Genomic DNA, 12,283 nt, shown 5'->3' with positions numbered 1-12,283 from the left:
GCTTCCCGACAGCGTGCGCGAGACCGCGAGCGTCATCTACCGCCGCGCGCTCGACGAGGACCTTCTGCCTGGGCGCTCCATCGAGGGTGTCTCGACCAGTGCGCTGTATGCGGCGGCACGGCAGGCCGGTACCCCTCGCTCGCTTGACGAAATCGCTACCGTCTCTCGGGTCGAAAAGAGCGAGGTCGCCCGGACGTACCGGTACGTGGCACGCGAGCTCGGCCTGGAGATCCGGCCCGCCGACCCCGCGAGCTACGTCCCCCGCTTCGCCTCCGATCTCGACCTCTCCGAGGAGTCCGAGCGCCGCGCCCGACAGCTCCTCGACACTGCCAAAGAAGAGGGCGTCCACAGCGGGAAGAGCCCCGTCGGGCTGGCGGCTGCTGCGGTCTACGCCGCTGCGCTCCTCACCAACGAGAAAGTCACCCAGGGCGCTGTTTNGGGAAGAGCCCCGTCGGGCTGGCGGCTGCTGCGGTCTACGCCGCTGCGCTCCTCACCAACGAGAAAGTCACCCAGGGCGCTGTTTCGGAAGTCGCCGACATCTCCGAAGTCACCATCCGCAACCGATATCACGAACTCCTCGAAGCCGAAGAGCAGGTTCAGGCTCCGTAGATCGCGTTCTCCTCAGCCGCTCGTTCGCGTGTCGCAAAGCCGAAACCGGACCGTCGTGTTCGTCGATCATGGAAACGACCCGCCATCTCACGGCGACGGTGTACGTCGTCAACGACGGAGCGACGGCGCTCCACGAACATCCTCGACTCGGTATCACGATCCCACCGGGCGGCCACGTCGACCGTGACGAACTACCGTACGAGGCGGGACTCCGTGAGGTCCACGAGGAGACGGGGCTCGACGCCGATCTCGTCGCCAGCGTGCCGGACATCGACGCGCCTGCCGGACGGGCGCTCCCACAGCCGCGGTACCGGATGCTCTACGACGTCGACGTGCATCCCGATGGTCGAGTGAGCCACCAGCATATCGATCTCGTCTACTTCGCCCGTGTGGATCGTCGCGAGATCGAACCCGCGGGCGACGACGAGCCCGGATCGGACGCGTGGGCGTGGTACGCGTCCGACGATCTCCACACGAGTGACCTCGACGCCGACACGGTGCAGATCGGTTGTGAAGCCATCGCTACCGTCGGGAACGACATCTGATGGGATCGAGTGGGGCTGCTGTCGCGACCGGGGGCGGGGGCAGAAAATCGATCGTGAGCGCTCAGTTCGATGAACGATCAGTTCGACTGCTGGCGTTTTGCGTGCTGGTGGAAGGGCGCGGCGGCGATCTGTGTTCGGAGCCGTTCGATCGCGGCACGGTCGACGCCGTCCGAGAAGCGATCGACGATCGCGAGTACCTCCGCTCGCGAGATCTTCACACCCCCATCACGGACGACGTCCTCGGCACGCTCGTCGAGTTCGCGGAGGGTGCCGACCGCGAGCAGGTAAGGGACGGTCCACGCCGCGAGCGTGTTGCCGCGGGTCTCGGGCGTCGCTTCGAGGTAGGTTCGCGCGCCGTCGACGTAGCCCGACGCGTGGTCGGCGACCCGCCGGATCACGCTCGCGACCGCGGAGGTGTTCTCGGGGTCACAGACCCCGTCGGGCTCGACGCCGTGCTCGCGGAGCCACGTCGCGGGGAGATAGACGTTGTTCTCCTCGCGGTAGTCGTCGGTGACGTCCTTCGCGACATTCACGAGCTGGAGCAGGAGGGCGAACGAGCGGTCGTTCTCACGGAGTTGGCGCGTCCGCTCCGGGGAGGCGTCCCGTGCGAGGAGGTTCGTGATCAGCGTCCCGATCGTACCCGCGACGTACCAGCAGTACTCCTCCAGTTCGTCGACGGTTTCGATTCGAATGCCCTCGGTATCGGCGTAGCGTTCGACGAACATCGCCATCCCGGAGACGAGTTCGCGGATGGGATCGCGGGCTGCCTCGCGCGCGCTCGGATCGAGGTCCTCGAATGCCCGGACGACGCGCGGGGCACGAGCGACCACGGTCCAGTCGGCGTCGGGATCGGCGGGGAGCCACGGCTCGACTGCTTCGGCGAACGCCTCGATCCCGGTCGTGTCGTCGGGATCGAGCGCGCGGTCGTACGTCTCTAACAGATCGACCTGGACATCGGAGGGAATGTGGCCGGCGTCCTCGACGGTGTCGGCGACGCGACAGAGGAGATAGCTGACGCAGATCTGGGTGGCCATCGGCTCGTCGAGCACGTCGACGGTGATGGCGAACGTGCGCGAGGTCCCGTCGAGCGCATCGTGACACCACTGTCGACGCTCCGCGTCCGTCGACTCGCCGGAGCCAGCAGTCATCTCGCCCCGATGTTCGGGGTTGAGCTACAAAAGCCCTGAGAAACGAACGCCCGTTTTCGACCGATCGTCGCCCGGTCCACAACCGTGTCGACGATTGGTCGTCGCGGATCGTCCGAGCGACACCACACCGAACCCCTACCCGAAGACGCTCGCGAGTCGGTTCTTGATCCGGCGTTTGACGCCGCCGCTCGCCTGGCGGAAACTGATCCGCCACGGGGTCCGCTTGCCGACCACTCTGGTGCGGCCCGCACGGATCGCGTCGAGCACACCTTCGACCGACCGCTCGTCGGCGTCGATCTCCGTGACGGCTTGACCGACGAGCTCCGCGATGTGGGCGTCGCTGCCCGCCGTCATCGGGAGATCGTTCGTCTCCGCAAAGCGCTCGGCCCGGCGGTTCGAGCGCCCGGTGAGCAGCCGGGAGTTGTACGTCTCGATCGCGTCGGCGCTCGCGAGCGTGTCGCGGGTGATGTGGGGGGCGACGCCGCTGCGCGAGCGCTGGAACGGATGGGGAACGACCGCGATCCCGTCCTGCTCGCGGATGCGCGCGAGGGTCTCCTCGAACGGCAGCCCCGCGGGAACCCGTTCGTCAATTCCGAGCGCGAGCACGTGGCCGGCGGCGCTACTCACCTCGGAGCCGGGAATCCCGATGAGACCGTAGTCCGACGCCCGCTCGGCGGCCGCGAGGCTGGCGTCGATCTCGTCGTGGTCGGTGACGGCGAGCACATCGAGACCGACGGCCTCGGCCTGGGAGAGCAGAAGGTCGACCGGATCACGGCCGTCGAAGGAGAGTTCTGAGTGACAGTGGAGCTCGGCCGACAGCACGGGTGAGATCATCGGTCGGTAGAGCAAAAGCGTCCCGGTTCCCAACGTTCCCCCGTCACCAGCCGGACTGCATGGGTACACTTGTGTTCGCAATGCCGTCACTTTTAGGGGCGGTGGCGCGCGGGCGGCGCGAACGGAGCGAGCGCCGCCGAATGCGCGAACGAGGAGCGCAGCGACCCGTGAGCGCGGGAGCGGAGCGCGGCGCGACCGAAGGGAGGGCCGCGGACGCGAACGGGGAGGGCCGACCCGTGAGCACGCCGAAGACGCGCGACTCGTGCGAGGTCTGCGCGAGCGGTGCGAGGCGCGAACGGAGTGAGCGTGGTTCGAAAGACGCTTCGCGTCTTTCGTCATCACGAGAGAGCTTCGCTCTCTCGGACGACCTCGAATGCGAACGGCGAGTAGCGAGGGACCTTCGGTCCCTCGGACCATGCGAGCGGGCTTCGCCCGCGAGCAGACGAAGCGAGCCGTGAGCAGCGAGTGCAGGCTCGTCAGAGCGTCGCTCTGACGGTGGATGACTGAGCCGAGCGAACGGAGTGAGCGAGCGAAGGAATCGGTTGGGGAGGGCGTGGCCTGCGGCCTCTCATGTGAGTCATGATCGTCGTAGACGAGTCAGCCATCGTCGCCGAACTCGTGCTGTCGTTCGACCGGTCTTGCCCGACAGTAACTCAGCCCACTGCGACGGTCCCGTGCTCTCGGGCCATCACAAGCGCTTTACTCGATGTCGCGAATGCACGGATATGCCCCTTCCCGAGGCCGACCGCGAGCGGATCGTCGCGGAGCTCGGCCGCGAGCCGACGCCGGCGGAGGCCGCACTGTTCGAGAATCTCTGGAGTGAACACTGTGCGTACCGCTCCTCGCGCCCACTACTGTCGGCGTTCGACAGCGATAGTGAGGACGTGGTGATCGGCCCAGGCGACGACGCCGCCGTGGTGGCCGTGCCGACGCCCGATGGAACCGACGGTGCGGATGGGAACGACGACATCGACAACCTCTACGTCACGCTCGGGATCGAGAGCCACAACCATCCCTCGTACGTCGATCCGTACGACGGCGCGGCGACGGGCGTCGGCGGGATCGTCCGCGACACGCTCTCGATGGGGGCGTACCCGATCGCGCTGACCGACTCGCTCTACTTCGGTGCGTTCGACGCCGAACACTCCCGCTATCTGTTCGACGGCGTCGTGGAGGGGATCGCGGACTACGGCAACGCGATCGGCGTGCCGACCGTCGGCGGCAGCGTCGCGTTTCATCCCGACTACGAGGGCAACCCCCTCGTGAACGTGGCGTGTGCAGGCCTCCTCTCTGCGGATCGGCTCGTTACCGCCGAGGCACAGCGCGCGGGGAACAAGCTAGTGCTCGTCGGGAACGCCACGGGGCGCGACGGACTGGGCGGGGCGAGTTTCGCGAGTGAGGACCTCGCGGAGGACGCCGAAACCGAGGATCGACCGGCGGTTCAGGTCGGCGATCCCTATACTGAAAAACTCCTGATCGAGGCGAACGAGGCGCTGATCGACGAGGACCTCGTGCAGGCGGCGCGGGATCTTGGAGCCGCCGGACTCGGCGGAGCATCCTCCGAACTGATCGCCAAGGGGGGTTTCGGGGCCGAGATCGATCTGGAAGCAGTCCACCGGCGCGAGCCGGGGATGAACGCGACCGAAATCCTGCTCGCCGAGTCTCAGGAACGGATGTGTTACGAGGTCCGACCGGAGGACACCGATCGAGTGCAGGAGATCGCCGAGCGGTTCGATCTGGGATGTTCGGTCATCGGTGAGATTTCCGGGGGGAACTACACCTGTTCGTTCGACAGTGAGACCGTCGTCGACGTCCCCGCGACCTACCTCGCCGACGGCGCACCGATGAACGACCTTCCCGCCGAACCACCCACGCAACCCGAGCGCGATCTCCCCGGCAGCCCGGTCGATTCGGCGTTCGAGCGGGTTCTGAGCGATCCGAACACCGCGAGTAAGGAGTGGGTCTACCGCCAGTACGATCACGAAGTCGGGCTTCGGACCGCCGTCCGACCGGGCGACGACGCGGCGGTGATGGACCTCCACGAGGCCGGCGTCGGCCTCGCGATCTCGGCGGGCGCGGAGCCGCGCTGGACGAGCGCCGCCCCCTACGAGGGTGCGTGCGCGATCGCGCTCGAAAACGCCACGAATCTCGCCGCCACAGGGGCAAAGCCGCTCGCCGCCGTCGACTGTCTCAACGGCGGCAACCCCGAGAACCCCGACGTCTACGGCGGCTTTTCGGCGATCGTCGACGGCCTCGCCGAGATGTGCAGCGACCTCTCGGTGCCGGTCGTGGGCGGCAACGTCTCGCTCTACAACGACTCGGTGGCGGGCCCGATCCCGCCGACACCGACGCTCGCGATGGTCGGCACGCGAGCATGGGACGACGACGGCCAGGACGCAAGCACCGACGAAGGACCGACGAACGCCAACGAGGGACCGACGCACGCCGACGCCGGGCCGTCGACCGCGCTCGCTGGCAAGGGGGCGCTCCTCGTGGTCGGCGATCGCGTTCTCGACGGCGAACAGGCAGGACTCGGCGGATCGGCGTATCTCGCTCCGGAGGGCTCCGACCGATTCGCCTCGCTGCCGGCGAATCCGGCCGCGCTCGTCGAAGCGCTCGCGACGGTGGCGACTCACGAGGCGACGACCGCGGTCCACGACGCGAGCCACGGGGGGTTGGCGGTGACGCTCGCGGAGATGGTCACGCCGGCTGTGGGTGCGGCTGTCGAGATCGAGGGCCCAGCAAGTCCGGCCGAGCACCTCTTTCACGAACAGCCAGGCCGGGCAGTGATCGAGACCCGGGACCCGGAGGCGGTCCGCGAGGCGTTCACGGGCGTCGCGCCGGTCCACGAACTCGGGTCGACGACCGACACCGGCCGACTCGAAGCGAGCGTCGGCGACACCGAACTCTCGATGTCGGCCGAGACGGTCGCCGAACGTCGGGCAGTGCTCGATCGCGAGATGGACTGAGCGGACGGACCGCGAGAACGACGACGGCGTACCACAACTGTTTCGTCCGCCGCGTCGGGAGATCTGCGCGTGAACGGTTCGCTCGATCGGCGTCTCGTCGTGGTCTCGGGTGCGCTCGCTCCGGTCGTCGCGCTCGGATCGATCTTTCTCGGAACCGCCCTCTCACCGACGTTCTCGTGGGCAGGAAGTGCACTCTCGGACCTCGGCGTGACGCCCGCGAGCGCGCTCGCGTTCAACGGCGGTCTCGTCGCCGGCGGCGTGCTCGCGCTCCCGCTCGCGTGGGTGCTCGCAGCCGATGGTCGATCGACTCTGGGAGCGGTGTTCGGTCTCACGGCCGTCTCGATGGCGCTTGTTGGGGTTTTCCGGTCGGGACACCCGCTTCACTTCCCGGTCGCGCTCAGTTTCTATCTCGGGGCGACCCTGACGATGCTGGTCGACGGGATCGGGGCGCTTCGAGCGGGCGCGCGGACGTGGGGTCTCGCCGCCCTCGGGCTCGCGCTCGTCCACATCGGCTCGTGGGCCGCGTGGAGCACCGGTGTCCGTCCTGGATCGGGGCTCGCGATCCCCGAAGCGATCGGCGCAGTGCTGTTCGCGATCTGGGTGTGGGGAGTCGCGTTGCAGCTCCGCTCGTCCGAAATTCGGGCGTAGCCGACGGTCAGCGGCGCTGTGTGGCGGAAAAACGGGGACGAAAGGGGAGGGGGAGGGTATGATGCCAGGCAGCGGAGTCGTCCCCGTCGATGCGGAGCCAGTCGGGCTCCATCTGAACGTTTTTCGAGGTATTGTAATAAGCTTTGTGTGGCCGACGGTCGAAGAGAGGGTCACGGCGAGCCGTTTCCGGCGAACGTTGTGGCCCGATGGCGAGGGAGCGTCGTCCGCGGCAGTCGACGCCGGCGGTGTCAGTCGGGATCGTGGAGAACGAACTCGATCCGGTCGACATCCGCTCCCTTCGAGGTTCGTTCAACGATCTCGATTCGGCCGAGCTCGCCGAGGCTGTCGACGTGGGTGCCGCCGCACGGACAGACATCGACATCACCGATCGCGACCGCCCGGAGCGGGTCGACGTGCTCGGGGATGAGATCGAGATTGGTCCGGCCATCGGGAGTTTCGGCTTCGAGAGCGTCGCGCGAGCGACGGGATTTTTCGACCGGGAGATCGCGCTCGATCAGGTCGTTCGAGAGTCGCTCGATCGTCCGGAGGTCCTCTGCGTCGAACTGTGCGGGCTCGAAGTCGATCCGGGCGCGATCGGCGTGAATCTGATTGCCCGCCGTACTCGCGTCGAACTCGTCGAGGACGACCTTCGAGACGACGTGTTGGGCGGTGTGGTAGCGCATGTGGGCGTAGCGGCGCTCCCAGTCGAGTTCGCCGTGAGCCGTGGTTCCGGATTCGGGCAGATCACCCTCCAGGGTGTGGCGGATTTCGCCGTGATCCTGGCGGACGTCGACCACGCGCGCCGAGCCGTCATCCCACGAGAGACTCCCGTGATCGGCGGGCTGGCCGCCACCCTCCTTGTAGAAGTACGTGCCGTCGAGAACCACGGTGTGGTCCGCTTCGTCGATGCTCGTCACGCGAGCTTCGAACTCGCGGGTGTACTCGTCGTCGGGGAGATAGCGCTGGTCGCTCACACCACGGGTTCGGCGCGGAAGGGTATCGGGATTGTGCCTCATTCGGCCACGTCGACCGATCGCGCGCTCGCGAGCGCTTCGAGCCGGTCCGGTGCGACTGGGAACACCGCTTCGGGGGTGCCGGCGGCGGCCCAGACCGTCTCGAACCCGGTGAGGGTCTCATCGAGATACACCGGCACGTCCGACTCGTGGCAAAAGGGTGGGACGCCGCCGATCGACCAGCCGAGCGTCTCGCGTACGTCGTCGGCGTCGGCCATTTCGACCTCGCTCTCGGCAACGTCTCGAATCCGGGCGAGGCGCGCCTCGCTCACCCGGTTGGCTCCGCTCGTGACCACGACGACGAGGTCGGGCGCATGAAAGGCGAGCGAACTCGCGATCTGGGCGACGTCACACCCGATCGCGTCGGCGGCGTCGGCCGCCGTCTTGGTTCCTTCCGGGAACTCGTGAACGTCGACGTCGAGGTCGTGTTCTGCGGCGGCGCGGTCGGCGAACGCACGTGCTCGGGGATGCATACCGATCGCTCACACCGCTCGTGAGAAAAGACTGCGGGGTCAGCGCGCTTCGTCGACGTCGACAGCGCCGCTCGACTGGATCCACGCCGTTGGCTCGCGCTCGTCGTAGATGACGATCGCGCCGTCGTCGCGCTCGAAGGCGGCGATGCGCTCTATCGGAGCGGGCGCGTCACTGGACGACTCGGAGGGGGTCTCGTGCGGGGACGTGCTCATTGTCGTGGTATAGGGGGCCTGTTTGGTACTCGCTGTACGATTGAACGAACGGGCCAGATCGTGATAAAGGTTGCCACCCCCACCACCCGGAACGAACGCCGCGGTGGTGTTCGTCGATGATCCACTCGGCCATCGACGATCGCCTGCCGTGGCATAACAAAATCGACTGCGGCAAAGACAAACTCTGTTTTGGCTAACCGAAAGTATTTTTCTCGATAGCAATACCTAAGTGGGAGGAGGGTGTAGCTGGGAGTGTAATGAGCGCACAGAAATCCGATTCGCAACTCCAGCAGGAGTTCGGGACCGTCGAGGAATCGCCGGCACTCCGGATCGAAGGCGACCGGGCCGAGCAGATCGTCGACGCGCTGAACGCCGACCTCGCGTCGTCGTACGTGCTGTACCACCAGCTCAAGAAACACCACTGGAACGTCGAAGGCGCAGAGTTCCTCGAAGTCCATCGGTTCCTCGAAGAGGCCTACGAGGCCGTCGAGCACCACTCCGATGTGATCGCCGAGCGCGCCCAGGCGCTCGGAGGCGTCCCGATCGCCGGGCCCGAAGCCCACGCCGAACACAGCTACGTCGAGTTCGAGGGCGAGGACGTCTACGACGTCCGGACGTCGCTCCGCAGCGACATGGAGATGTTCGCCGACATCATCGAGCGGATGCGTGACCACATCGAACTCACGAACAACCTCGGCGACTACACCTCCGAGGAAGTGGTCCGCGGTGCGATCGCCGACTACGAGGAGTACGCCCACCATCTCGAACACTACCTCGAAGACGACACCCTCGTGCTCGACGAGGCGACCCACTGAGACACGGCGATATCGACGACCCGATTTTTCTTTGGTGACGTGCGTCGGCGCGCGCTCGTGTGTGTGAGCAACGAGGCGCGACCAGCGGGAGCGCCTCTAACGCGAACACCAAGCACGGATCGGCGTGCGAGGTCTGCGTGAGCGAAGCGAACGCAGGCCCGTCAGAGCGAAGCTCTGACGGTGGATGAACGGAGTGAGCGACGCGAGCGGAGTGAGTCGACTGGGGAGGCTCGTGGGCAGCTGCGGTGCTGGACGGTTCTCAGATGTACCGGCATCAGTGCGGTCACGAAAGCATCGACGATAGGCCGCAAGAAGGGCCGATAGATCGCAGAAGAAGAGTGATTCCGACGACGATAGTCGAAACGAGCCGAATCGACTCGCGTGTTTACTGCCACAACTCGACGGTCAGATCGGTCGCGATCCAGCCGTCGGTGTTGTCTTTTTCGACGAACACGGTGCGTTCGGGTCGTGTCGAGTGCATCGAAACGGCCGTTTCCGGTGCGGAGGAGTCGGGTTCGGCACGGCCGTCGGAAGTGGAATCGGCGTCGGCGTCCTGTTCGTGGGCGGGGACTGCCATACGAATGCTTAGGCGGGCCTAATTCTAAAAGGGTTTTGGTCGCCCTAGCTCCATCCACGAACGAGCAGCGACCGACCGCGAGCACCCGTGCTTTTCACCGCGCGCCGCCAACGAATCGGTATGAGTGACCGACCGGACGGCGATCGGCGATCCAGCGACGATCGACGGCGCGACCGCGACCGAGGGACTGACCAGGATCTCGGGCGGTTGGCCGGCGATCTCTCGACCACGCTGGACGATCTCCGCGACGAGCTGGAGGGCGAGCGCGGTCCGCCACGGGGGCCGCTCGGGCTGCCGCGGCCGCCGACAGCCGGCGAGCTCGTCCGGTTCACCGACGAGTACACCATCCCCACCGCGATCGCGGTGCTCGAAGCCAACATCCGGCTGCTCGAAGCACTCCAGGGCGTCATCCGGCTGGCTCGCACCGGAGAGGAAGCCAGAGAGCGCGGGCGCGAAATGCGATCGCGGACGGAACGGCTCGGCCGCGACGGTCTCGATCGGCTCGACGACGTGCTCGTGGACCTTCAGGACGCGCTCGACGGCCGTCCCGAAAACCCCGAGGCCAGAACCCTGCTCGACGACGCCCGCGAACTTCGGCGCGAGATCGACGATCGCCTCGACGAGGCCGGAAACGAGGACGGCTCCCGAGCGGACACGACGCGGCCGCGCGGCTCCGCTGACGGCGAGCCTGAGGACGCGGAGTCGGGCGCGACCGACGACCCTGCCGGCGAGAGCGTCACTATCGATGTCGATTCCGAACTCGACTCGATCCGCGACGAGGTCGACGGCGACGACGACGAGGAAGACTCGTAGCGACGGGCGGTCGTCCTGGCTCGAACACTCGCTCTGACAGCCGGCCCCGCAAATTAGACCGGTTCGAACCGATACCCGTCCCAGTCCTGACTCTCGGGCTCGCGGATTCCGGCTTCGGGGTTGCGGAGTTCCGCAGCGTACACCGGCGTGACGTCGTCGCCGATTGCGATCTCGTCGGTCGTGACCTGGCCGAGCGCTCGGACCGTCTCGCCATCGATGTCGAATGCGACGATCGCAAGATGGTTGGGTGCGTCCACGCCGGGCGGCGGCGCGGTGCTCGTCGTCCACGTCACCACCGTCGCGGTATGCTCGCTCAGATCCACGGTTTCGACCGGCTCCGCCCCGCCGGGCCCGATCGTGTGGCCGGGGTACGTGATCGAACCGTCGGCGTACCGAGTCGCTTCCATCGGGGGCGTCTCGCCCGCGTCGGCGTCGCGGTCGGGCGCGCCGTCGTTTTCGTGGCTCATGCGCTCGCCTCCATGATCGTGGTGATGACGCAGTTGCCGAACCCGCCGACGTTGCACGCGAGTCCGACATCGGCGTCGACCTGACGCGGGCCGGCCTCGCCGAGCAGCTGTTTGTAGATCTCGTAGCCCTGTGCGACGCCGCTCGCGCCGAGGGGATGGCCCTTCGACTTCAACCCTCCCGAAGTGTTGATCGGGAGGTCGCCGTCGCGCTCGGTCCGGCCATCCTCGGTCGCGCGCCACGCTTCGCCAGGCTCGGCGAAGCCGAGCCCCTCCATCTGGAGGAACTCGAGGATCGTGAACATGTCGTGGAGTTCGGCAACGTCGATGTCGTCGGGGTCGTACCCGCTCATTTCGTAGGCTTCGCGACCGGATTCGACCACGCCGCCCATGGTGGTAGGATCACTGCGCTCGTGGACCACGTGGGTATCGGTCGCGCCGCCGACGCCCGCGATCACGACGTACTCGTCGGTGTACTCCTTCGCCACGGACTCCGGACAGAACAGGAGCGCCGCGCTCCCGTCGGTGATGGGACAGAAATCGTACAGTCGGAGGGGATCGGCGACGATCGGGCTCTCCAGGACGGTGTCGAGATCGACCTCCTTTCGAAACTGGGCGTGGGGGTTGTCGACGCCGTTTTTGTGGTTCTTGACCGCGACCTTCCCGAGGCTCTCGCGCGGTGCGTCGTACTGATCGAGGTACAGGCGTGCCGTGAGGCCCGCAAAGCTCGGGAGCGTGACACCGTGTTTGTACTCCACAGGATGGGTGAGCGACGCGATGACGTCGGTGGCCTCGCTCGTCGAGCGGTGGGTCATCTTCTCGCCGCCCACCAGCAAGGTCATCTCGCTCGCGCCCGAGGCGATCGACTGCCACGCGGCGTACATCCCGGCCCCACCCGACGAAGAGGTCTGATCGACTCGCTGGGTGTACGCCGGCAGGCAGTCGAGATCGTGAGCGAGCGCGTTCGGGACGCCCGTCATCCCCTCGAACTCGCCGCTCGCCATGTTCGAGACGTAGAGATGTTCGACGGTTTCGGGGCCGACGCCCGCATCGTCGAGACACGCCGCGCCCGCCTCGGCGAGCAGCTCACGCACCCACGCGTCGCGCTGGCCGAACTGGGTCATCGACGCCCCGACGATCGCGACGTTCGTGTTCATTGTTC

General features: G+C 66.9%; 13 protein-coding genes and 1 pseudogene. 6 read left to right on the top strand and 8 right to left on the bottom strand.

Annotated features, from left to right (window positions below; all coding sequences use genetic code 11):
* Both C450_RS20950 and C450_RS14720 read left to right on the top strand, forming a co-directional pair.
* Positions 1-609, top strand: a pseudogene (locus C450_RS20950) (transcription initiation factor IIB); the annotation flags it as partial.
* 68 nt (positions 610-677) lie between these two features.
* Positions 678-1,154: an NUDIX hydrolase gene (locus C450_RS14720; protein ID WP_005044703.1), complete on the top strand. Its 477-nt coding sequence runs from the start codon at positions 678-680 to the stop codon at positions 1,152-1,154.
* A gap of 77 nt (positions 1,155-1,231) precedes the next feature.
* Here C450_RS14720 and C450_RS14715 read toward each other — a convergent pair whose 3' ends face one another.
* The gene (locus tag C450_RS14715; protein WP_005044701.1) at positions 1,232-2,302 is read right to left on the bottom strand and encodes a phytoene/squalene synthase family protein; all 1,071 of its coding nucleotides are present in this window, start codon (positions 2,300-2,302) and stop codon (positions 1,232-1,234) included.
* A 135-nt stretch (positions 2,303-2,437) separates the two neighbouring features.
* A complete protein-coding gene (locus C450_RS14710; protein WP_005044698.1) occupies positions 2,438-3,124 on the bottom strand; it encodes a PHP domain-containing protein in 687 nt (228 codons plus the stop codon).
* A gap of 737 nt (positions 3,125-3,861) precedes the next feature.
* Between C450_RS14710 and purL the strand changes: the two genes are divergently transcribed.
* Positions 3,862-6,105: a phosphoribosylformylglycinamidine synthase subunit PurL gene (purL, locus tag C450_RS14705; RefSeq protein ID WP_005044696.1), complete on the top strand. Its 2,244-nt coding sequence runs from the start codon at positions 3,862-3,864 to the stop codon at positions 6,103-6,105.
* 69 nt (positions 6,106-6,174) lie between these two features.
* Positions 6,175-6,753 carry a DUF998 domain-containing protein gene (locus C450_RS14700; RefSeq protein WP_005044694.1) on the top strand — a complete coding sequence of 193 codons (579 nt, stop codon included), beginning with the start codon at positions 6,175-6,177 and terminating at the stop codon, positions 6,751-6,753.
* A gap of 248 nt (positions 6,754-7,001) precedes the next feature.
* On the opposite strand, the gene C450_RS14695 is transcribed toward C450_RS14700, so the two are convergent.
* The 3 genes from C450_RS14695 to C450_RS22465 are packed head-to-tail and all read right to left on the bottom strand — an operon-like array spanning position 7,002 to position 8,452.
* Complete coding sequence (locus C450_RS14695) at positions 7,002-7,727, bottom strand: alanyl-tRNA editing protein (protein ID WP_049910276.1); 726 nt, start codon at positions 7,725-7,727, stop codon at positions 7,002-7,004.
* Between the two features lie 38 nt (positions 7,728-7,765).
* On the bottom strand, positions 7,766-8,239 hold the full coding sequence (locus C450_RS14690; protein ID WP_005044689.1) for a YbaK/EbsC family protein: 474 nt from the start codon (positions 8,237-8,239) through the stop codon (positions 7,766-7,768).
* A 39-nt stretch (positions 8,240-8,278) separates the two neighbouring features.
* Positions 8,279-8,452, bottom strand: coding sequence for a DUF7331 family protein (locus C450_RS22465; protein WP_169317825.1), 174 nt, complete (start codon positions 8,450-8,452; stop codon positions 8,279-8,281).
* Positions 8,453-8,709: 257 nt separating this feature from the next.
* Between C450_RS22465 and dpsA the strand changes: the two genes are divergently transcribed.
* On the top strand, positions 8,710-9,267 hold the full coding sequence (gene dpsA, locus C450_RS14685; RefSeq protein ID WP_005044687.1) for a DNA starvation/stationary phase protection protein DpsA: 558 nt from the start codon (positions 8,710-8,712) through the stop codon (positions 9,265-9,267).
* A 385-nt stretch (positions 9,268-9,652) separates the two neighbouring features.
* On the opposite strand, the gene C450_RS14680 is transcribed toward dpsA, so the two are convergent.
* Positions 9,653-9,844 (bottom strand): hypothetical protein, encoded by a 192-nt coding sequence (locus tag C450_RS14680; protein ID WP_005044685.1) that lies wholly within the window; start codon positions 9,842-9,844, stop codon positions 9,653-9,655.
* Positions 9,845-9,964: 120 nt separating this feature from the next.
* Here C450_RS14680 and C450_RS14675 point away from each other — a divergent pair, with 120 nt between their 5' ends.
* Entirely contained in the window at positions 9,965-10,657 is a 693-nt protein-coding gene (locus C450_RS14675; protein ID WP_005044683.1) for a DUF7547 family protein, read from the top strand.
* A 53-nt stretch (positions 10,658-10,710) separates the two neighbouring features.
* Here C450_RS14675 and C450_RS14670 read toward each other — a convergent pair whose 3' ends face one another.
* A complete protein-coding gene (locus C450_RS14670) occupies positions 10,711-11,124 on the bottom strand; it encodes an OB-fold domain-containing protein (RefSeq protein ID WP_005044682.1) in 414 nt (137 codons plus the stop codon).
* Positions 11,121-12,278, bottom strand: coding sequence for a thiolase family protein (locus tag C450_RS14665; RefSeq protein ID WP_005044680.1), 1,158 nt, complete (start codon positions 12,276-12,278; stop codon positions 11,121-11,123). Before C450_RS14665 ends, C450_RS14670 begins: the two co-directional genes overlap by 4 nt.
* Positions 12,279-12,283 lie beyond the last annotated feature (5 nt).

Source organism: Halococcus salifodinae DSM 8989 (genome assembly GCF_000336935.1).
Taxonomy (GTDB): Archaea; Halobacteriota; Halobacteria; order Halobacteriales; family Halococcaceae; genus Halococcus; species Halococcus salifodinae.
Note: the sequence above shows the minus strand (reverse complement) of the source record. Positions and strands in the feature narration are given on the sequence as shown.